Source organism: Tabrizicola oligotrophica (genome assembly GCF_011008935.1).
GTDB lineage: Bacteria > Pseudomonadota > Alphaproteobacteria > Rhodobacterales > Rhodobacteraceae > Tabrizicola_A > Tabrizicola_A oligotrophica.
The window spans coordinates 21408-38776 of sequence record NZ_JAAIVJ010000007.1 but is presented as its reverse complement, the minus strand read 5'-3'; the positions used below and the strand labels follow the sequence as shown (position 1 = coordinate 38776).

Sequence of the window (17369 nt, the reverse complement as noted above, 5' to 3'; positions counted from 1 at the left end):
TGGCGGGGGTTTTCAAGGTCAGATCCTGGCAGGATCAGACGTGCTTCTTGCCCTTGACGCCGGCCCAGAGCCGCTTGTTCGTCAGGTAGAGCAGCGACGTCAGGAGGACGAGGAAGATCACCGCCACAAAGCCGGTCTGCTTGCGTGCCATCATGTGCGGCTCGGCTGCCCACATCAGGAAGGCGGCAACGTCTTCGGCCATGTGGTGCAGGCTCGACGGGTGGCCATCGGCAAAGGTCACCTGATCATCCGACAAGGGCGGAGCCATCTTGATCCAGCCGCCGGGGAAGGCGTGGTTTTCGTAGAAGGTCTCGCCAGCTTCGGTCTTTTCCTCGCCGGTGTAGCCGGTCAGGATCGAGACGATATGCTCCGGCCCGCCAATGCCCCGGAACATCTGGTTGATGCCAAGGCCATAGGGACCGTGGAACCCGGCCCGCGCCTTCGCCATCAGCGACAGGTCGGGGGCGCCAGCGCCGGTGTTGGCCGGGAAGTTGTCCGACGCCAGCGCCTCGCGCTCTTCGCCGGTCTCTTTGTCGATCACGGTGAAGTTCTTGGCATAGGCGCGCACCTGATCTTCCGGCAGGTGGGGGCCGCCCTCATCCGCAAGCGTGCGGATGGGGACGTATTTCAGGCCGTGGCAGCCCGAGCAGACCTCGGTGAACACCTGAAGGCCGCGCTGCAGCTGGTGTTCGTCGAAGGCGCCGAACGGGCCTTCAAAGCTGAAGGCGACGTCGTGGGTTTCCGCTTCGGCCCCGGCGGCAAAAGCCGCGCCCGTGGTCAGGGCAAGGGCGGAAACGGCGCTGATTGCGATTTTGCGAAACATCTTGGTCAGTTCCTTTCCGTCACTCACTCGGCCGCGCCGGGATAGTGGGCCTTGAAGTCTTCCTCGATCGTCGCCGGGATCGGCAGCGGCTTTTCCAGCACGCCCAGAAGCGGCAGGATCACGAGGAAATAGGCGAACCAGTAGGTCGCCGCGATCAGCGAGATGTAGGGGTAGATCCCGTCGGTCGGCATGGCGCCCACCCACATCAGCACCACGAAGTCGATGACCAGCAGCCAGAACCAGGCCTTGAACTTGGGCCGGAACTTGCCCGAGCGCACCGACGAGGTGTCAAGCCACGGAACGATCGCCAGAACGGCAATCGCACCGAACATCGCCAGCACGCCGAAGAACTTGGCATCGACGATGCCGAAGGACAGGAAGTTCACCAGCTGCACCACCCAGACGTCGGCGGTGAAGGCGCGCAGGATGGCGTAGAACGGCAGGAAGTACCATTCCGGCACGATATGCGCCGGCGTCGCCAGCGGGTTGGCTTCAAGGTAGTTGTCGGGGTGGCCAAGGTAGTTCGGCATGAAGCCGACCACGGCAAAGAAGATCACCAGCACGATGCCAAGGGCGAAGAGGTCCTTGATGACATAGTAGGGCCAGAACGGCACGGTGTCTTTCGCGGCTTCTTCCTTCGAGCCACGGCGCACTTCAACACCCGTCGGGTTGTTGTTGCCGGTGGTGTGGAAGGCCCAGATGTGAACGGCCACCAGGGCGGCGATCACGAAGGGCAGCAGGTAGTGCAGCGAGAAGAAGCGGTTCAGCGTGGCATTGTCCACCGCCGGCCCGCCCAGAAGCCATTCCTGGATGGTCGGGCCAACGCCGGGGATCGCGCCGAAAAGGCCGGTGATCACCGTGGCGCCCCAGAACGACATCTGGCCCCAGGGCAGAACGTAGCCCATGAACGCCGTCGCCATCATGGCAAGATAGATCAGCATGCCGACGATCCAGGTCACTTCGCGCGGCGCCTTGTACGAGCCGTAGTAGAGGCCGCGGAAGATGTGGGTGTAGACGGCAAAGAAGAACAGCGAGGCGCCGTTGGCGTGCAGGTAGCGCAGCATGTGCCCACCGTTCACGTCGCGCATGATGTGCTCGACCGAGGCGAAGGCCATGTCGACATGCGGGGTGTAATGCATCACCAGAACGATGCCGGTGACGATCTGCAGCGCCAGGCAGAACGCCAGCACGATGCCCCAGATCCACATCCAGTTCAGGTTCTTCGGCGTCGGGATCATCAGCGTGTCATAGACAAGCCCGACGATCGGCAGACGCTTGTGCAGCCAGGTCTCGATGCCCGGCTTGGGTTCGTAATGGTCGTGCGGAATACCGGCCATTTGTCTTGCTCCTTAGCCCAGCTTGATGGTGGTTGCGTCGTCGAACACGGCAACCGGAACGTCCAGGTTGCGCGGGGCCGGTCCTTTGCGGATACGACCGGAGGTGTCGTAATGCGAGCCGTGGCAGGGGCAGAACCAGCCGCCGAAATCACCCGAGGCATTGCCGATCGGCACGCAACCAAGGTGGGTGCAGACGCCGATCATCACCAGCCATTCACCGGCTTCATCCAGCGCGCGGTTGGCATCGCTCGCATCCGCGCCGGGCTTGTTGGCATTTTCGGCCGCAGCGTCGATCAATTCTTCCAGCGTGACGGCGCGGGCCGCCTCGATCTCTTCGGGCGAGCGGCGGCGGATGAACACCGGCTTGCCGCGCCATTTCACCGTCAGCTGGGTGCCCACGTCGACGCCGGAGACGTCGACGAAGATCGACGCCAGCGCGCGGGTGTCCGCCGAGGGGTTCATCTGATTGACCAGCGGCCAAACGGCCGCCCCGGTCGCAACAGCGCCGGCTCCGGCGGTTGCGTAATACAGGAAATCCCTGCGGGTGCCTGCGTCATTGTCTGCGTGGGACACGAGATCTTCTCCCTTCCAAGGCCGCGCGATGCGACCCATATGCCAACGGGGCCGCGGTCCCCCGCAGCCTTGCCGGGCGGGTTTTAGACAAGGAAACCCGCGGCGTCCAGCGGTCAAAGGCGCACAGGGGGTGCAGTTTTTTGCTTTTGTGGCTTGCAGGTCTTGCAAAGCCGGCTGGCTGCCCTACCGCCCCGTCACGCCGGCCGGGTTTCGACCATGGCCGGGCGCTCGGCAAAGACCTTTTCCCATGCCGCCAGCTGCGGTCGTCCCTGCCGCCAGTCGCGGACGGCGTGACGGAAATCAAGATAGCCGAGTGCCGCCCCGACGGCGACATGGGCCATGGTCAGAGGTCCATTCAGCACCGCCATCCAGCGCGCCTCGACCGCGTCAAGGGCGCGGGCGATCTTCTGCCACTGCCCTTCGACCCAGGGTTCATAGCGCAAGTCAGCCGGACGCAGGCGGCCTTCGTAGACCATCAGCAGGGCGGCCTCCAGAATGCCGTCCGCCGTCGCCTCCAGCGTCAGGACCGGCCACAGCTCCGCCCCTTGCGGATAAAGCCCGGCCCCCGCGAGATCGTCGAGATAGCGGCAGATTACCCGGCTGTCATAGATCGCCGCGCCGCCGCCCGCCGGAACCAGCGCCGGGATCTTGCCCAAGGGGTTCTGCTCCAGCGGCAAGCTGCCCGGATCAAGTGGACTGCCGGAGACGGTGATTTCCTCGACCCGGTCCCGCAATCCCGATTCGCGGATGAGAACCATGACCTTGCGGCCAAAGGGCGTGGTGGGCGAGGTGTAAAGCAGCATGGCTGTCCTGCGGGTGTGAATGCACGCCCACCATGCCCAGCGCATGCCCGTGATTCAATAGCCAGTGCGCTCAGCTGTCGCGCCGGTCGGCAGATCCGGACATCAGGCGGCTCAGGTGTCCGGCCAGAACATCGACCTTGCCGGGTTCCAGAATCGACAGATGGGTTCCCGGCAGATCGAAGCGCTGCAAGCCCCCGCGCGCCACCGAGGCCCAGCCCAGGCCCGTCGCCAGCGCCTCGGGGCTGTCCCAGAAACTGTGATCGGCGCGAAAGACCGCAAGCGGGCCATCGTAGGGCTGCGGCCGGTAGAACTCGACCGCGCAGACATTGGCGGCGATCAGGCTAATGGGGTTGATCTGGTCGGGCGCGCTGTGCAGCGCCTCGCGCCGCTCGCGGTAGCGGTCGATCTTGTTCTTGAGGACACGGGCGAAATGCCCAATCCCGTGCTGGCGGATCTGCAGGAGATGCGCCTTCAGCTTTGCCGTCCCGGAAAGCGCGGGCCGGCCGTCGGGACCCATGGCATCCAGCACCGCCAGGACCCGCACCTCGCGCCCCGCCGCGCGCAAGAGCTGGGCCAGTTCAAAGGCGAAATAGGCCGCCATCGACACCGCGCCAAGCCCGACCGGGCCTTCGGGGTAGAAAGTCTGGATTTCTTCGAAGTAAAGCCGGGCGGTACGTTCGACATTGATGTCGTCGAGGTTGCGCGGAATACCGACCGACAGGCCATAAACCGGCTGATCCGGGCCAAGGGCGGCAGCAAGCGGGCGGAACAGGTCTTCATTGCGCCCCAGCACATGGACGGCAAAGAACGCCGGTCGGGTGCCCCCCGGCTGGATCGGAATGATGTAATGCGGCTTCGACGACCCGCCCTGCAACATCTGCGCCAGCGCGGCGGCACTGCCATTGTTGTGCAGGTCCGAGGTTTGCAGCACATGGCCGGTGCGCTGTTCGATCAGGCTGACCAGCCGCAGGGCGAGCAGGGAATCCCCGCCAAGATCACTGAAGCTTGCGTCTGAGGACACGGCATCGCGCTCCAGCACTTCGGCCATGCAGGCCGCGATCCTGCGTGTCAGGGCGTCATCTGCTGGGGCTTTGGTCGGTGGCGCCTCGGCCGGAGGCATCGGCAGCGCGCGGGTGTCGATCTTGCCATTGGCACCGACCGGGAACCGATCGACGGCGATCAGCCGGGGCACCATGACGCGCGGCAGGCGTCGATTGGCCTGACGCACAAGGCTGCGCAGCTCGACACCGGGGTCGGTCACGACCCAGCCAAGCAGGCGATCCGTGCCGCCGACCGCCGACAGGGCAACATGGGCCTGCCTGACCCCGTCCAGACCGGCCAACAGCTGCTCGACCTGATGCAGGTCGATCCGGTGCCCGCGCAGCTTGACCTGCCGGTCGCCACGCCCCAGAAAATCAAGCGTGCCATCATTTCGCCACCGCGCCTGATCGCCAGTGCAATAAAGACGCCCGCCCGGATGGTACGGATCGGGCTGAAACACCGCCTCGGTGCGGGGCGCATCGCCCAGATAGCCCCCTGTCACGGCCGGCCCGCCGATCCACAGCACGCCCCGACCGCCCCGGGGGGTGAGGCTGCCATCAGGCGCCCGCAGGATGGCACGCGCATGGGCCAGCGGGCGCCCGATCGGCACTTCGGCCATGTCAGGCGGCAGCGCGGCACCTTTCGGCAAGACAAGGGCCGTCGCGGTGATGGTCGTTTCGGTCGGGCCATAGCCGTTGATCCAGTCGACATCCGGTGCGATCACGCGCCACCGGCGCAGCGATTGCGGACGGATGCGCTCGCTTCCCGTCACCATCAGGCGCAAGGCCCCCGGCAGGCGCTGGCCCGTCGCGGCCAGGTCATCCACCAGGACATGCCAGAAGCTGGCCGGCAGGTTCGCCACCGTGACGCCGTGCTGCTGCATCAGGTCCAGACAGGCCCGAACCGATCCGGCGGCGGCCTCGTTCCGCACCACGACGGTCGCGCCGGCCAGCAGCGTCGGGAAGATTTCCTCCAGCGCAACGTCAAAGCCAAGGCCGGCGAACTGCATCACCCGGTCCGCAGGGCCAAGCCCAAAGGCCGCGATGGTCGCAGAGGCATGGGCCGACAGCGCCCCTGTCACCCCCCGCACCGCCTTGGGTTCCCCGGTCGAGCCCGAGGTGAACAGCACATAGGCCATGCGGTCTGCCTGAACCGGGGGCCGGGCGGGCGGATGTTCCGCCCGTTCGGCGGGGTCGGCAACCAGTTCCACCGGCGCCCCCAGCGAGCGCCCGTCAAGGCCGACCACCGCCTTGGCCCCGGCGCGGTGCACCAGCCCCGAAAGCCAGACCTCCGGCAAATCGGGATCAAGCGGCAGGAAGGCCGCCCCCAGCTTGAGCGTGGCGAACAGGGCCGCGATATGGGCCGCCCCGCGCGACAGGCGGATGCCTACCACGTCGCCGGGCGCAACGCCCGCCTCTTGCAGCCGCAGCGCCAGCGCATTCGCGCATCGGTCAAGGTCACGAAAGCTGAATACAAGCCCTGTTTCCGCCTCGATGATCGCTGTGGCGTCGGGCCGGGCCAGCGCCACCGCCTCGAAGCGGCGGGCAACGCAGGACTGGGTCTCCGGCAAGGTCGACTGCGGCTCGCCCAGGGCAAGCAGCTCTGCCCGCTCCTGCGCGGAAATCATCTCCAACTCGCCAAGGCGGTCCTGCCCCGCTGCAGAGGCCATGCCGGCCAGAAGCCGCGCGACCTGCGCCAGCAGCGCCCGCGCCCGGTCATGCCCGATCCGCGACGGATCATGTTCCAGCAGGATCTGGATTTCGGGATCGTCGGTCACGGCCAAAGTCGCGGCGGCGGTGCCTTCTTCGACCAGCCGCACCGACCAATCGGCCCAGACCCCACCCACCTGCCGCATCCGCCGGTCCAGCGAGGCATGGGCATGCATCACGATCGTGTCGAACAGCACGGCGCCGCCCGGCAATCCGACCCAGCGCCGAACCTCGGTGGAACTGGCATGGGCATGCTGCCGCATTTCGACGGTCAGCTTGCGCAGGGACGACAGGAAACCGGCGACCGTCTGGGTCCCGTCAATCGGCAACCGCATCGGCAAGGTCGAGATCAGGCACCCCACCGTCCCGTCCAGCCCGTCGATGACCCTTCGACCGGAATCAACCAGACCAAAGCAGGCTTCCGGCTGCCCGGTCCAACGCGACAGCACCAGCGCCCAGGCTCCCTGAACCGCGTTCAGGGTGGTGGCTCCGGCAGCGCGGACCGCAGCCCGCAAGGCATCGCTTTCACCGCGCGGCAAGGCCTGCGTCAGAACCGCCATGCGACCGGGTTGCGCGACGCTGACCGGAACGAAGCCCGGCGCGGCGGTCCGGTCGCCAAACATCCCGGCGAAAAAGACCTTTGCCGCCGTCTTGTCCTGGCGCGACAGGATCGTGGAATATTCGGCAAAGTGCAGTGGCGGGACGGGACCGGTGTCCTGGCCTTGCAGGATCTGGCCCAGCTCTTCCAGCACGATCGCCATCGAGGTGCCATCGATCAGCGCGTGGTGGATGGTCCAGACCATGACCGAACGGGGCGGCCCGGCCAAGAGGGTCACACGCCATCCCGGACCGGCTTCCGGATCAACCCCGGCGAGGCGGTCGGCGGCCAGAAACGCCTCCAGATCGGCCGGCCCGCCTTTGGCCACTGCAAAGGTCAGCTCTGGTTCAGGGCGCACCCGTTGCAGGATATGGCCCTGCCCATCCTGTTCAAACTGCATGCGCAGCGCATCGTGACGCGCCGCAAGCGTGAGCCAGGCCGCGCTTAACCGAGCGGGATCGAACGCGGCCCTCGGTCCCTCGACAATGATCTGTTCAAGATTTGCCCAAGGGCGACCGGCATGGCTGCTTTCCAGAAGCAAGCCCTGCTGCATGGCCGTCGCCAGACCGGAGCCCGGCGTTGCTTGCTTTGCCTGTATCGTCACTGACCCTCGAGGTTGCGTGTCTTCTTCGGCCAATTCCCACCCGCCGAAACAATGATCCCATTTTCAAATGGCCTCGCTGGCTGTTTCAGCTTTCGAGGCCCATCCTGTGGCGTGAAACTGGCGTTTTCTAGACCCGGTACAATTCGGCCACTATAGATCGAGGCTTCGCTTTTCTCAAACCCCGCGCTAGATGAAACGCAAAGAGGTGCCAGACATGTTGAATGATCCACTTTTCATTGTCGCCGCCATCGCCAGCCTTGTCGTACTGGTGATCCTGATGCTCGGCATCGGCAGCTTCGCCAAGGGCGGGGAGTTCAACCGCAAGCACGCCAACCGCATCATGCGCTGGCGGCTGGGCGCGCAGTTCGTGGCGGTGGTGCTGATCGTGAGCTTCGCCTATCTGCGCAGTCAGGGGGGCAACTGATGGTCGTTCTGTCGAAGATCTACACCAGAACCGGAGATGCCGGCGAGACCGCCTTGGGCAACGGGACACGGGTGGCCAAGCATTCGCCGCGCGTGTCGGCCTATGGAACGGTGGACGAGACGAACGCGACCGTCGGGCTGGCCCGCCTGCATGCGACGGGCGAGATGGATGTCGCCCTTGCCCGCATTTCGAACGACCTTTTCGATCTCGGGGCCGATCTTTGCACCCCCGACATGCATTTGGACCGCACGCTGCCCTATACCCCCCTTCGCATGATCGCCGCGCAGGTGGACCGGCTGGAGCGGGAAATCGACGCGATGAACGCCGGGCTCACGCCCTTGCGCAGCTTCATCCTGCCGGGCGGCAGCGCCTTGGCCGCGCAATTGCACCTGTGCCGCACCGTTTGCCGTCGGGCCGAGCGGCTGGTGGTGGAACTCGCCGGCGCGGAAGAGGTCAACACCGAAGCCGTCAGATACCTCAACCGGCTGTCCGACTGGTTTTTTGTCGCCGGACGCATCGCCAACAACAACGGCGCGGACGACGTCTTGTGGGTGCCCGGCCTGACGCGCTGACGATTCGCGCGACAAACTCGACACACATGTCGAGATTTGTTCAAACGCGGCGTCTCGCCGCCCTCACCTGTCGTATTTGCACTGTTACCCCGCGCCGGGAATCGGTATGAGGCCTGCGAGAGCTTGGATTGGCCCTTCGGGGCCGCTGTTGGGAGATTCTGCCGATGAAGGTCTTGGTGCCTGTCAAACGTGTGATCGACTATAACGTGAAAGTTCGCGTCAAGGCGGATGGCAGCGGGGTTGATCTTGCGAACGTGAAGATGTCGATGAACCCGTTCGACGAGATTGCCGTCGAAGAGGCGATCCGGCTGAAGGAAAAGGGCGTCGCGACCGAAGTGGTCGTGGTGTCGATCGGCGTGAAGCAGGCGCAGGAAACCCTGCGCACCGCCTTGGCCATGGGTGCTGACCGCGCGATTCTGATCGAGGCCACCGCCGACGTGCATACCGACATCGAGCCGCTGGCCGTTGCCAAACTTCTGGCCGGCGTCATCAAGGAAGAGGCCCCCGGTCTGGTGCTGGCCGGCAAGCAGGCGATCGACAATGACATGAACGCCACCGGCCAGATGCTGTCGGCGCTTCTGGGCTGGTCGCAGGCCACCTTCGTTTCCGAACTGGCCATCGACGGCGACAAGGCCGTCGTGACCCGCGAAGTGGACGGCGGCTTGCAGACCATCTCGGTCAAGATGCCGACCATCGTCACGGTCGACCTGCGTCTGAACGAGCCGCGCTATGCCTCGCTGCCGAACATCATGAAGGCCAAGGCCAAGCCGCTGGCGATCAAGACCCCCGCCGATTACGGCGTGGATGTCGCGCCGCGCCTGACGGTCGTGAAGACCACCGAACCGGCGGGCCGCAAGGCCGGCGTCAAGGTGGCCTCGGTCGAGGAACTGATTGCGAAACTCAAAGACGAAGCGGGGGTGATCTGATGGCCGTTCTTCTTCTTGCCGATGTGAATGGCGCGCAGCTGGCAACCGATGCGGTGGCCAAGGCGCTGACCGCTGTCAAAGGCCTGGGCGAGGTTCACCTGCTGGTCGCCGGCCCGGCTTCGGCCGCCGCTGAAGCTGCCAAGCTGGAAGGTGCCGCCAAGGTGCTGCACGCCGAGGACGCGGGCCATGGCCTTGCCGAATCGCTCGCCGACCTGATCGTCGGTCTGGCCGGTGGCTACAGCCACATCGCCGCGCCCGCGACCGCGTTTTCCAAGAACGTGCTGCCGCGCGTCGCCGCGCTGCTGGACGTGATGGTGCTGTCGGACGTGACCGCCGTGGTCGATGCCGACACCTTCGAGCGGCCGATCTATGCCGGCAACGCGATTCAGACCGTGAAATCGGGCGACGCGAAAAAGGTCTTCACCGTGCGCACCGCGGCCTTCGCTGCGGCTGGCAATGGTGGCTCGGCCGGCGTTGAAGCGGTTGCTGCCAAGTCGTCGGATCTGTCGACCTGGGTTGAGGACCGCGTGGCGGCTTCGGACCGTCCGGAACTGACCTCGGCCAAGGTTGTGGTCTCGGGTGGCCGTGGCGTCGGTTCGAAAGAGTCCTTCGACCTGATCGAAAAGCTGGCCGACAAGCTGGGCGCCGCCGTCGGCGCCTCGCGCGCGGCGGTCGACAGTGGCTATGCCCCGAACGACTGGCAGGTCGGCCAGACCGGCAAGGTCGTGGCGCCGCAGCTTTACGTCGCCATCGGCATCTCGGGCGCCATCCAGCACCTTGCCGGGATGAAGGACAGCAAGATCATCGTCGCCATCAACAAGGACGAAGAAGCCCCGATCTTCCAGGTCGCGGACTATGGCCTTGTCGCGGACCTGTTTGCCGCTGTGCCGGAAATGACCGGCAAGCTGTAAGCAAGGTGGGTTGAAAACCCGCACGGCTATATGGGGGCGCCTTTCGGGGCGCCCCTTTTCATTTTGGCGCAGGCATCGTCAGCCCCGGCACGCTCGCATCGGTCACCGCCGCGCGGCAATGGTCGACAAAGGCCGAAACCGTCAGCACCGAATCCGCCGCCTTGGCCATCACGATCCCCAGCATCATCGGCTTGACCGGCCCGACCATCGGCACATAGCGCAGCCTGCGGCCATCCGGGGCCAGATCGTTCAAGGGGCGGATATTGGCGATGGAATAGCCATAGCCGTTCGCCACAAGGCTGCGCATCACCGCCATGTCGCGCGTGCGCTCGGCAATCAGCGGCTTCAGCCCTGACAGGCGGAAGAAGGACAGGAAGTAATCTGAACTCAGCGGCAGGTCGAGAAGCACCATCGGGTGATCCTGCAACATCTCGGCCGTCACCTGCGGCTGATCGGCGAGCGGGTGGTCCTCGGGGAACAGCACATAGGGCGGCAAACTGACGAGCGGGACAAAGACCAGATCGTCCGGGATCGCAAGATCATAGGTCAGCGCCACGTCGATCTCGCCCGCGCGCAGGGCATCGAAGATCTGCTGCTGGTGCATCTCGTACTGGCGAATCTGCACCATCGGATGGGCATCTTCGAACCCCCGGCGCAGCTGCGGCACAAGGATCTGCGCAAAGGTCAACAGGCAGCCGATCGCAAGGCTGCCCCGGACATTGCCCGCAATCTCGCCCACCAGCCGGTTCATCGCTTCGGCCTCGGCCAGAACCTGACCGGCCTTGGCCCGCAACTGCCGCCCCGCCTGCGTCAGCGCCAACCCGCGCGCATGCTGCCGTACAAAGAGTTGCAGGCCGAATTCGGCCTCAAGCTGCGCAATCGCCGCCGAAATAGTCGGTGACGAAACATGCAGCTTTTCCGAGGCCAGCGCGATGGACCCCGTTTCGCCGACCGCGACGAAGTATTCCAGCTGCCGAAGGGTGAAACGCAGCGGCATCGCGCGTCATTCGTCGCCCGGCACGCCGTAGGACGGCGCCTCGCGCGGGTCGAGCGCGCGCTGGACATAGGCCCCAAGCTGCGGCTTGTAGATATCCCACAGCCGGGCAAGCGCCTCGATCGGATCGTCGTCAGACCAGTCGACCCGCAGGTCCGCCACCGGCCAGTCGACGGCATCGACAAGCCGCATCCCGGCGGAATGCACCGGGCCGGCTTCGCCCCCCGCAGCCACGCCGGCCCGCATCGCGGCGATGAGACGGTCGCCGAGATGGCCTTTGGCGGCCCGGAAGCCATCGACAATCGCCTGCGGCACAGCCGGATCGGCCAGCAGGTTGCCGCCCGAGGCCACATCCGGCCCCTGCGCCTCGGACCAGATGCCAAGCGCCTTCGGGCCGGAATGGATCGCCGTACCCCCTCTGGCATCGACCACCAGAACCTGCCGATAGTCGATGAATGTGCCCTGCTTGCGGATTTCCGCAATGGTTTCCGCCGCCGAAAGACCCTTTTGCATCAGGTCCAACCCCATCGGCCCAAGCCGGGGATCGGTGATATTCTGGCTCGCCACCGCCCCCACTCCGGCGCGCGCATAGGCGCAGCGCGCCGCCACGGCAGGGGAGGAGGAGGAAATCGCCACTCCGAACATGCCGGTTTCCGCGCAGCGGGCGACAAGCGAGAAGGTCATGGGATCAATCCGGAATGACGGCGGTGCCGTCGATTTCCACCAGCCAGTTCGGCCGGGCCAGCGCATTGACCACAAGCCCGGTTGAAACCGGATGCACGCCTTTCAGGTATTCGCCCATGGTGCGGTAAACCGCCTCGCGATGGCGCACGTCTGTGATGTAGACCACGACCTTGACCAGATGCTCCATCTTGCCGCCGCATTCCTCGATCAGCTGGCGGATGTTCTGCATGACCTTGTGGGTCTGCTCCACCGGATCGTGGCTGCCGATGTCCTTGGCATCATCCAGATTTTGCGGGCACTGGCCACGCAGATAGATCGTGCGCCCGCCTGCAGTGACGACGGCCTGACAGAGATCGTTGTCGAGCTTCTGTTCGGGATAGGTGTCCTTGGTGTTGAACTTGCGGTGGCGGTAATGCGCCATGGTCGTCTCCTGTTCGTCCTGTTCGGGGAAGCCTGCCCGCGTGGGCAGGCAAAGGCAACGGGCCTCAGCCCTTGCGATACTCCAGATACTTGCGCTGGGTGGCGATATGGTCGGCCACATGGCGGGCATCGTGCCAGACCCCCCAGATGAAGGTGGACCCCCGGCGCGACAGCCAGGGCAGGCCGACGAAATACACCCCCGGCTCGGCCGAAACGCCGCGTTGGTGCCGGGGCTTGCCCTTGGCATCCAGTGCGCCGGACGGCAGCCAGCTGAAGTCCGTGGCATAGCCCGTGGCCCAGATGATCGCGGTGACACCCGCCGCCGCCAGATCCAGTTCAAGGACCGGGTTCTTCATGCAGTCGGGGTCCGCCAGAACGCGCCGCGCCGCGGGTTCTTCCGGCAGGTCGGCGCCGTTGCGCATTACCCAGGCGTCGGCGGCATCGAGAAGACCCATGAGGTTCTCATCGCCGCGGCGGATGTTGTCGTTCAGGGTGTTGGCAAAATGCGCCTTGCCGTTGCCGAAGGCTTCGGTCAGGCCGACGAGCGTGATGCCTTGATGTGCCAACTCACGGAAATCAATGGTCTTTCCACCATAGGCACCGCTGACCGCAATCGTCACATGTTCGGTGCCCGGCGCCATCGCCTCCAGATCCCAAAGGCCCAGCACCCCCAGCCACCAGACGAAATCCCGGCCGCGATAGGCGCGCGGCGGGCGGTCATGGGCGCCAACCGAGAGGTAGACCTTGCGGCCTGCGCGGTTCAGCTCATCGGCGATCTGCACACCGGACGACCCGGCACCAACGACCAGAACCGCGCCGTCGGGCAGTTGTTCCGGGTTGTGGTAGCCGGCAGAATGGATCTGGTAGAGACCCGCGTCCCTGGGGGCGACCGGCGGGATCACCGGCTTCTGGAACGGCCCGGTGGCCGACACCACCCGATTGGCCTCGATCACACCATCGGAGGTTTCGACGATGAAGCCCGGCCCGCCCTCGCGCCGGGTGACCTTCTTCACTTCCACCCCGCAGCGGATCGGCGCGTCAAATTTCTTCGCATAAGCCTCGAAATACTCGGCGACCTTGTCCTTCGGCACGAACTCGTCCGGGCCGAAGCCTTCGAACTCCAGCCCCGGAAAGCGGTCGTGCCAGGCCGGGCCGTTGGCGACCAGCGAATCCCAGCGCTCCGAGCGCCACCGCTCGGCGATGCGCGCACGTTCCAGAACCAGATGCGGCACACCCGCGCGGCCCAGATGCTCGCTCATCGCGACCCCGGCCTGACCGGCCCCCACCACCAGCGTATCGATCATTTCCCGTCCCATCCGAGTTTCCTTTCGCGCCGTTCTGGCGGGCAGGGATGCGGGAAAACTTAGCAAGTTAAAAGAAAGAAATCCAGAGGCATTGATTAGTTTAAGACTAACCAATGCCTCTGCCTCAAGGATGTTCGCATGGCGGATGCCCTCGTCAGATCAACTGCCGCAGCACCGGCACCAGCCGCTTGGCCAGATCGTAATGCACGACGGGACCGGGCAGGCTGGCGGCCGCATGGGCCTCAAGCGGGCCAAAGGCCATGCCTTCCGCCCCTTTGGCCCGTGCCTGCGGACTGGGCAGCATTTCGACATAGGCCGTGGCCAAGGGCCGGATCGCCGCGACCATTTCGGCATCGACCAGCATGGGATCGCGGGCCAGATCGGCCCGCCTGCCGGGCGCGGGGGGGGCGGCATCGGCCAGCCAGAGCAGCACTGTCGGGCACCTGATCTGCCCCAGCAGATCCTTCATCCGCGCCACCCAGGCCGCCCGCAATTCCTCGACCAGCACTTCGAACCGATCCGCCGAATGGGTTTGCAAGACGTGCATCAGGTGGCGGGTAAAGCTGAACTCGGTGAAATCCACCTGCCGGAACAGCGACCGAAGCAGGGGCGTCGGCCCGGTGAAACGGTCATTGCGGCGCGGATGCACCGAGTAATAGCGGTTCGACAGGTTCTGCGCCCCGGTGATCTGCACCACGCAGGCCAGGCCGCCGGACAGCGCCTGCATCAGGGCGCGCTCCTGCACGAAAACCTCCGGCCCCGCATTCACGCAGCCCAGATTGGCCACCTGCACTTCCAGCATTTCCTCCAGAATGTCGGGATAGGGCGTCGGGATGAACTTGCCATAGGTCTCCGTCCCCCCGATGCAACTGATGAAAGGCTCCCTCAGATCGGCCCTCGGGCCGCGAAAGGTCAGCCCCGATGCAGCATAGCTGCACGGCGAATAGTCGAGCGCCCCCGCGCCCGGAAAGGCATAGGCCATCACACACCCATAGATTTCACACCCAAAGCCAGAGTGCCCGATTCCCCTTACCAAGCCGCTAATGTTTGCATTTGCTCGAATTCCCATGAGTTTTGCTGCCCTTGCCCCCGCCTGCGCGCCCGGCCTATGTTGGGCAGAGAAAACCAAGGGGGCAGCATGGATATCCGGTCGGTCGGGATTGTGGGCGCGGGCCAGATGGGCAACGGGATCGCCCATGTCTTTGCGCTTTCAGGCTATGACGTTCTCTTGAACGACATTTCCGAGGACGGGCTGAAAAAGGCCGTCGCCACCATCGACAAGAATCTGGAACGCCAGGCCTCGCGCGGGAAGATCTCCGAAGAGGACCGCGCCGGCGCGATGGGGCGCATCAAGACCACGCTTGCCCTGCCCGAGCTTGGCCCCTGCGACCTGATCATCGAGGCCGCGACCGAACGCGAGCCGATCAAGAACCAGATCTTCGAGACGCTCGCACCGCATCTCGGGGCGCAGACGATCCTGACTTCCAACACCTCGTCGATTTCGATCACCCGGCTGGCGTCAAGGACCGACCGGCCGGAACGGTTCATGGGCTTTCACTTCATGAACCCGGTGCCGGTGATGCAACTGGTGGAGCTGATCCGCGGCATTGCCACCAATACCGACACCTATGACACCTTGCTGGCCGTCGTGGGCAAGCTGGGCAAGACCGCCGCCAGCGCCGAGGATTACCCCGCCTTCATCGTCAACCGCATCCTGATCCCGATGATCAACGAGGCGGTCTATGCGCTTTATGAAGGCGTCGGCAATGTGCGCTCCATCGACCAGGCGCTGAAGCTTGGGGCCAATCACCCGATGGGGCCGCTGGAACTGGCCGATTTCATCGGGCTCGACACCTGTCTTGCCATCATGAACGTGCTGCACGAAGGGCTGGCCGACACCAAATACCGGCCCTGCCCGCTGCTGACCAAATATGTCGAGGCGGGCTGGCTTGGCCGCAAGACCCAGCGCGGCTTCTACGATTATCGCGGCGAAGTTCCGGTTCCGACCCGCTGAGCCAGAGGGCAGGCCGACCAGCGTCTGCAAGACGTCGAGGAGGCCGGGTTACTTGCCCAGATCCAGCGTGTGCTGGCGCAGCCAAGCGAGGAACCCGCGCGGGTTGCCTTCCCATTTGGCAAGTTCGCTCGCCGGAATCGGCTCGCCGATGAAGGGGCGCTGCGGCTTGAACAGCGCCCGCTTGATTTCATACAGAAGCAAGCCCTGCCGCAACGTGTCCGACAGCTTGTTGGCAATCAGGAACGTGCGGCTGTTCTGGCCGGCAAAGAACATCGGCACGATGGTCGCGCCCGAGGACCGCACGATCTTGTGGGTAAAGACATTCCATTCCGCCTCGATCGCCGGCCCCCACCAGCCTTCGGACATCGCCACCTTGCCGGCCGGAAACAGGATGATGACCCCACCCGCCTTGAGGTGCCTCATCGTTTCGTCCCGCATCTGCAGGCCCAGCTCACGCGCGTTGTCCTCATGCGGGAAAGGCACGGGGATCATGAATTCCTCGACCTCGGGGATTCCGGTCAGAAGGCTGCGCGTCAGGATCTTGAAGTCCGACCGCACGCGGTTGACCATTTCGGCCATGATCATGCCATCCACCAGTCCCGACGGGTGGTTGGCCACCACGACCACCGCCCCGGTCTTGGGGATGCGGGCAATCTCCTCGGGCGGGGTGTCGATGCGGATGCCCATGTGGCGGATCGCCTTGGGCCAGAACGGCGCCCCGAACGGCGCCCCGGATTTTTCGAAACTGCGGATCAGCCGCAGCAGCGTGACCTTTGCGGTCAGCCATTCCAGCGTGCGGATCGCATTGGCCTTGACGGGGTTCTTGAAGGTGCCGGCGTAGGACAGCCGCCGCATGTCATAGGTGCGCTCGACCTTGGCGCTTGTCCCGGCCAGCGGGGTCTCTTCCAGTTGCGGCGTGTCGATCACGAACCCAAGCCTTCCCGTCGGTCCACCGTGTCAGCGGTCCTCGCCAAAGCGGTTGGCCACCAGGGCCTCAAGCGCGCCAGCCAGTTCGACCGCCTGCGCCCCGCTTGTCCGGACCTCAATAGAGGTTCCGCGCGAGGCTGCCAACATCAAAAGCCCCATGATCGAGTCGCCCGACACTGTCATGCCGTCCTTGCTGACCTCGGCCATGGCGTCATGGGCCTCGACAAGCTCCACGAACTTGGCCGATGCGCGGGCGTGCAGGCCCTTTTCGTTGACGATTCTCAGGACTTGCGCGGTCATGCGGCGTCCCCCCCACCCAGATCGAGACTGTTGATGTATTTGCGACCGGCTTCCAGCGCCGCCGCGACGGCATCGGCAACCGGCAGGTCGCGGGATTTTGCCAGTTTGATGAGCATGGGCAGGTTGGCCCCGTAAAGGATGCGCCGGCCGGCTCCGGCACAGGCCATCAGCGACAGATTGGACGGCGAGCCGCCGAACATGTCGGTCACCAGCACGACGCCAGAGCCCTCATCGACCTCATCCGTGGCCGCGCAGATTTCGGCCTGCTTCTCGCCGCGATCGTGGTCATCCTCGATCGTGATGGCGCGGATGGCCGTCTGCGGTCCCACGACATGTTCGATGGCGGCGAGATATTCCCGCGCCAAGCCACCATGTGCCACGATCACGATGCCGATCACGCGCCAA

General features: G+C 65.1%; 18 protein-coding genes. 5 read left to right on the top strand and 13 right to left on the bottom strand.

The annotated features are described in order from the left end of the window. Positions 1-34 precede the first annotated feature (34 nt). From G4Z14_RS12355 to G4Z14_RS12335, 5 genes are all read right to left on the bottom strand, one after another. The gene (locus G4Z14_RS12355; RefSeq protein WP_164626174.1) at positions 35-823 is read right to left on the bottom strand and encodes a cytochrome c1; all 789 of its coding nucleotides are present in this window, start codon (positions 821-823) and stop codon (positions 35-37) included. Between the two features lie 23 nt (positions 824-846). Beyond that, positions 847-2160, bottom strand: a complete 1314-nt coding sequence (gene petB / locus G4Z14_RS12350; RefSeq protein ID WP_164626172.1) for a cytochrome b — start codon at positions 2158-2160, stop codon at positions 847-849. Positions 2161-2172: 12 nt separating this feature from the next. Continuing rightward, a complete protein-coding gene (gene petA / locus G4Z14_RS12345) occupies positions 2173-2733 on the bottom strand; it encodes a ubiquinol-cytochrome c reductase iron-sulfur subunit (RefSeq protein WP_164626170.1) in 561 nt (186 codons plus the stop codon). Positions 2734-2927: 194 nt separating this feature from the next. Continuing rightward, the gene (locus G4Z14_RS12340) at positions 2928-3536 is read right to left on the bottom strand and encodes a glutathione S-transferase family protein (RefSeq protein ID WP_164626168.1); all 609 of its coding nucleotides are present in this window, start codon (positions 3534-3536) and stop codon (positions 2928-2930) included. Positions 3537-3606: 70 nt separating this feature from the next. Continuing rightward, positions 3607-7437 carry a non-ribosomal peptide synthetase gene (locus tag G4Z14_RS12335; protein ID WP_164626166.1) on the bottom strand — a complete coding sequence of 1277 codons (3831 nt, stop codon included), beginning with the start codon at positions 7435-7437 and terminating at the stop codon, positions 3607-3609. Positions 7438-7702: 265 nt separating this feature from the next. Here G4Z14_RS12335 and G4Z14_RS12330 point away from each other — a divergent pair, with 265 nt between their 5' ends. The 4 genes from G4Z14_RS12330 to G4Z14_RS12315 all read left to right on the top strand — a co-directional run bounded on the left by G4Z14_RS12330 (position 7703) and on the right by G4Z14_RS12315 (position 10321). Further along, on the top strand, positions 7703-7912 hold the full coding sequence (locus G4Z14_RS12330; RefSeq protein ID WP_164626476.1) for a twin transmembrane helix small protein: 210 nt from the start codon (positions 7703-7705) through the stop codon (positions 7910-7912). After that, entirely contained in the window at positions 7912-8484 is a 573-nt protein-coding gene (locus tag G4Z14_RS12325; RefSeq protein ID WP_164626164.1) for a cob(I)yrinic acid a,c-diamide adenosyltransferase, read from the top strand. The genes G4Z14_RS12330 and G4Z14_RS12325 overlap by 1 nt, the downstream gene beginning before the upstream one ends. 164 nt (positions 8485-8648) lie before the next feature. Beyond that, on the top strand, positions 8649-9410 hold the full coding sequence (locus G4Z14_RS12320) for an electron transfer flavoprotein subunit beta/FixA family protein (protein WP_164626162.1): 762 nt from the start codon (positions 8649-8651) through the stop codon (positions 9408-9410). Further along, positions 9410-10321, top strand: coding sequence for an electron transfer flavoprotein subunit alpha/FixB family protein (locus G4Z14_RS12315; protein WP_164626160.1), 912 nt, complete (start codon positions 9410-9412; stop codon positions 10319-10321). The genes G4Z14_RS12320 and G4Z14_RS12315 overlap by 1 nt, the downstream gene beginning before the upstream one ends. Positions 10322-10379: 58 nt before the next feature. On the opposite strand, the gene G4Z14_RS12310 is transcribed toward G4Z14_RS12315, so the two are convergent. From G4Z14_RS12310 to G4Z14_RS12290, 5 genes are all read right to left on the bottom strand, one after another. After that, positions 10380-11318: a LysR family transcriptional regulator gene (locus tag G4Z14_RS12310; protein ID WP_164626158.1), complete on the bottom strand. Its 939-nt coding sequence runs from the start codon at positions 11316-11318 to the stop codon at positions 10380-10382. 6 nt (positions 11319-11324) lie between these two features. Then, on the bottom strand, positions 11325-11999 hold the full coding sequence (locus tag G4Z14_RS12305; RefSeq protein WP_164626156.1) for a DUF1028 domain-containing protein: 675 nt from the start codon (positions 11997-11999) through the stop codon (positions 11325-11327). 4 nt (positions 12000-12003) lie between these two features. Further along, positions 12004-12420, bottom strand: coding sequence for a RidA family protein (locus G4Z14_RS12300; RefSeq protein WP_164626154.1), 417 nt, complete (start codon positions 12418-12420; stop codon positions 12004-12006). A gap of 64 nt (positions 12421-12484) precedes the next feature. Continuing rightward, positions 12485-13735, bottom strand: a complete 1251-nt coding sequence (locus tag G4Z14_RS12295) for a flavin-containing monooxygenase (RefSeq protein WP_164626152.1) — start codon at positions 13733-13735, stop codon at positions 12485-12487. Between the two features lie 142 nt (positions 13736-13877). Beyond that, entirely contained in the window at positions 13878-14705 is an 828-nt protein-coding gene (locus tag G4Z14_RS12290; RefSeq protein ID WP_164626151.1) for a DUF6473 family protein, read from the bottom strand. 156 nt (positions 14706-14861) lie between these two features. On the opposite strand from G4Z14_RS12290, the gene G4Z14_RS12285 reads away from it, so the two are divergent. After that, the gene (locus G4Z14_RS12285) at positions 14862-15737 is read left to right on the top strand and encodes a 3-hydroxybutyryl-CoA dehydrogenase (RefSeq protein ID WP_164626149.1); all 876 of its coding nucleotides are present in this window, start codon (positions 14862-14864) and stop codon (positions 15735-15737) included. Positions 15738-15785: 48 nt separating this feature from the next. On the opposite strand, the gene G4Z14_RS12280 is transcribed toward G4Z14_RS12285, so the two are convergent. Genes G4Z14_RS12280 through G4Z14_RS12270 form a run of 3 tightly spaced genes read right to left on the bottom strand, consistent with a single transcriptional unit; the run spans position 15786 to position 17362 of the window. After that, positions 15786-16664 (bottom strand): lysophospholipid acyltransferase family protein, encoded by an 879-nt coding sequence (locus tag G4Z14_RS12280; RefSeq protein ID WP_321573038.1) that lies wholly within the window; start codon positions 16662-16664, stop codon positions 15786-15788. Between the two features lie 30 nt (positions 16665-16694). Next, positions 16695-16964, bottom strand: a complete 270-nt coding sequence (locus G4Z14_RS12275) for an HPr family phosphocarrier protein (RefSeq protein ID WP_164626147.1) — start codon at positions 16962-16964, stop codon at positions 16695-16697. Continuing rightward, entirely contained in the window at positions 16961-17362 is a 402-nt protein-coding gene (locus tag G4Z14_RS12270) for a PTS sugar transporter subunit IIA (protein ID WP_164626145.1), read from the bottom strand. The genes G4Z14_RS12275 and G4Z14_RS12270 overlap by 4 nt, the downstream gene beginning before the upstream one ends. Between the last annotated feature and the right edge of the window lie 7 nt (positions 17363-17369).

Bases quoted from the DNA above. Each gene is read 5' to 3' on its own strand.
- G4Z14_RS12355 (WP_164626174.1), bottom strand. From the start codon at position 823: ATGTTTCGCAAAATCGCAATCAGCGCCGTTTCCGCCCTTGCCCTGACC.
- petB (WP_164626172.1), bottom strand. From the start codon at position 2,160: ATGGCCGGTATTCCGCACGACCATTACGAACCCAAGCCGGGCATCGAG.
- G4Z14_RS12340 (WP_164626168.1), bottom strand. From the start codon at position 3,536: ATGCTGCTTTACACCTCGCCCACCACGCCCTTTGGCCGCAAGGTCATG.
- G4Z14_RS12335 (WP_164626166.1), bottom strand. From the start codon at position 7,437: ATGCAGCAGGGCTTGCTTCTGGAAAGCAGCCATGCCGGTCGCCCTTGG.
- G4Z14_RS12330 (WP_164626476.1), top strand. From the start codon at position 7,703: ATGTTGAATGATCCACTTTTCATTGTCGCCGCCATCGCCAGCCTTGTC.
- G4Z14_RS12325 (WP_164626164.1), top strand. From the start codon at position 7,912: ATGGTCGTTCTGTCGAAGATCTACACCAGAACCGGAGATGCCGGCGAG.
- G4Z14_RS12320 (WP_164626162.1), top strand. From the start codon at position 8,649: ATGAAGGTCTTGGTGCCTGTCAAACGTGTGATCGACTATAACGTGAAA.
- G4Z14_RS12315 (WP_164626160.1), top strand. From the start codon at position 9,410: ATGGCCGTTCTTCTTCTTGCCGATGTGAATGGCGCGCAGCTGGCAACC.
- G4Z14_RS12310 (WP_164626158.1), bottom strand. From the start codon at position 11,318: ATGCCGCTGCGTTTCACCCTTCGGCAGCTGGAATACTTCGTCGCGGTC.
- G4Z14_RS12305 (WP_164626156.1), bottom strand. From the start codon at position 11,999: ATGACCTTCTCGCTTGTCGCCCGCTGCGCGGAAACCGGCATGTTCGGA.
- G4Z14_RS12300 (WP_164626154.1), bottom strand. From the start codon at position 12,420: ATGGCGCATTACCGCCACCGCAAGTTCAACACCAAGGACACCTATCCC.
- G4Z14_RS12295 (WP_164626152.1), bottom strand. From the start codon at position 13,735: ATGGGACGGGAAATGATCGATACGCTGGTGGTGGGGGCCGGTCAGGCC.
- G4Z14_RS12290 (WP_164626151.1), bottom strand. From the start codon at position 14,705: ATGGCCTATGCCTTTCCGGGCGCGGGGGCGCTCGACTATTCGCCGTGC.
- G4Z14_RS12285 (WP_164626149.1), top strand. From the start codon at position 14,862: ATGGATATCCGGTCGGTCGGGATTGTGGGCGCGGGCCAGATGGGCAAC.
- G4Z14_RS12275 (WP_164626147.1), bottom strand. From the start codon at position 16,964: ATGACCGCGCAAGTCCTGAGAATCGTCAACGAAAAGGGCCTGCACGCC.